Genomic DNA, 2359 nt, shown 5'->3' on the forward strand with positions numbered 1-2359 from the left:
CGCTACCGATGACTACGGCAGTTCGATCCCGCTCGTCCTGGGACATCTTATCCTCTTCACGCCGGACGGCGCGCCGGAGGAGGAACTGGTCCGTATCAACAACATGTGGATCGATCACGATTTCATCCGCACGATGGGCATCGAACTCACGGCGGGACGCGATTTCTCCAGATCCTTCCCCACGGATACGCTGCAGGCGTTCGTGATCAACGAGGCCGCCGTGAAATGGCTGGGCTGGGAAGGCGCTCCGCTCGACAGGAAAATCCGCCTGGGGAACTTCAAGGACGGCCGGGTCATTGGGGTCGTGCGGGACTTCCACGTGCGGTCGCTGCACAGCGGTATCGAACCGATGATGCTGCAGCTGGCGCCCGGCCCGGATCCGCTCCACTATCTCGCGATCAGGATCGCCCCGGATGAAGTGGCCGAAACGATAGGATTCCTGGAAAACAACTGGCGCGAGATCTACCCGGACGATTCGTTCACGTATTCGTTTCTCGACGAGAATTTCAACCGGCTGTACCAGAACGAAGCGCGGCAGGGAAGCATCTTCCGCAGTTTTTCCATACTGGCCGTCTTCATCGCGTGTCTGGGACTGCTGGGACTCGCTTCCTTCACGGCGGAACAGCGAACCCGGGAAATCGGCGTGCGGAAGGTGCTGGGGGCAACCGCTTCCGGCATCGTCGCGCTGCTTTCGAAAGAATACGTCCGGCTGGTCGCGTACGCCATCCTCATTGCCTGGCCCATCGCATACTTCGTGATGAACGACTGGCTCGACGGCTTCGCGTACCGTACGGACCTTTCTCCCTGGATATTCGTGCTCGCCGCGGCACTGGCCATCACTGTTACGATGCTTACCGTAAGCTACAGAGCCGTCACTGTCGCCCATACCGATCCCGTGGACGCTTTGCAGCACGAGTGAACCGTCTGCGCCCTGCAGCACGAGTGCGCCGTGGACGCGCCCCCGCGTCAATTTCAGGTTTGACGACCTCCCTGTTCGGCATTAGATTCCCCGGCCGGGCGCAGGCCCTGTCAATGTCGCGTTCATAATGCGGCTCAGAAAGTCAGACTGGTGCTCAGATATTCAGGCAGGCGCCCAGGTAGAAGGATCGCCCAGGGCGCGTGCCTTCGGACTTCCATGCGACCCTGACGTCGCGCATGGCGGTACATCGCGCGAGCATGCCAGGCCGAACGGGGAAGACAGCGCTGATCGTGGCTACGAAAACCTATGCTTCGCTGCCTTACACCGAACCGGACCACCTCGTCCGGGATTTCGCTTTCCGCGGCATCGTCGCCCTGCCGCCGGAATGCCTCGGCATCCCAGAAGAGATCCACCAACGCATATACACGCTGGAGAAGCAGGCCTACCTGGCAAGAAAACCGGTGACCCCGGGCGGCATTCCGGAAGTCCTTGAAGTCATCAACGCGCCGGGCGTGGTCGAGGCCTGCGATCGGATCGTGGGCCGGAACTGGGCCATCGTTCCCTTTACCCACAATGCCTCCTTCGCGAGTGGCGCCCGGGATCAGCACTGGCACAAGGACGACAACGGTCCGTACAACGGCCGCAAGCAGCGCCATCACCAGGCCGTGCAGATCGAGATGCTCTACTATCCCCAGGACGTGACCGAAGTCATGGGCCCCACGGCCACCGTGCCCTACTCCCACTACTGGACGTTCAACCACGAAGAAAACCACGACAATTTCGCGGGCGCCGACCACCTCGATTTCGAATACCAGATCAGCGGAATGGAAGGCGTCCCGGTGAGCGGTCCCGATTCCGAATACGACTGGGAGGACGTCGTCCACCGGCGCACGGCCCACGACGTCCGGATGCGGGAAGCCGTGTCGAACACGGGATGGCCCCTCGTTAAACCCCTCGAGGCGGCGCCGCTGCGGGCGGGCAGCGTGCTGCTTTATTCCCACAACACGTTCCACCGGGGGAACCACAGGAGAGACGACTGGCGCCTGTGGGACGACCACCCCCGCTTCATGTGGCGTTTCTGGATCTATCGGACGACGGAACCCGACGGCGATGAATGCGATGTGCCGGGCGAAGTCTCCTGGCGTGAACTCGGAGAAGATCCCGTGACCGGGGTCGACCTGCATGCAGCGAGCGACGACACGACCGTGGTGTGGAGATATCATAATCACTGGATGCGGACGGGGCGGACGCCGCCGCCGCGGCCCGAAACGAGGGCGCTGACCCCGGCGGGGCGGGAAACCGAGGCCGGCGAACTGGCCGAACAGATGCACGTCATGGGCGACGAAGCGGAACCCCTGCGTATCGGTGCGGCCTATAAGCTGGCCTAGAAGGCCGCGGTGCAGGAAGTCGCGCCGCGAACAGCCGCAAGGAAGTCGTTCA

General features: G+C 62.5%; 2 protein-coding genes. Both read left to right on the forward strand.

What is annotated here, in order from left to right; genetic code table 11:
* A partial coding sequence (locus OXH56_06625) for a hypothetical protein (protein MCY3554983.1) occupies positions 1–919 on the forward strand: 919 nt, incomplete at its 5' end.
* Between the two features lie 200 nt (positions 920–1119).
* A complete protein-coding gene (locus OXH56_06630) occupies positions 1120–2307 on the forward strand; it encodes a phytanoyl-CoA dioxygenase family protein (GenBank protein ID MCY3554984.1) in 1188 nt (395 codons plus the stop codon).
* Positions 2308–2359 lie beyond the last annotated feature (52 nt).

This window comes from Gemmatimonadota bacterium, from assembly GCA_026702745.1.
In the GTDB taxonomy this organism is placed as follows: Bacteria; JAAXHH01; JAAXHH01; order JAAXHH01; family JAAXHH01; genus JAAXHH01.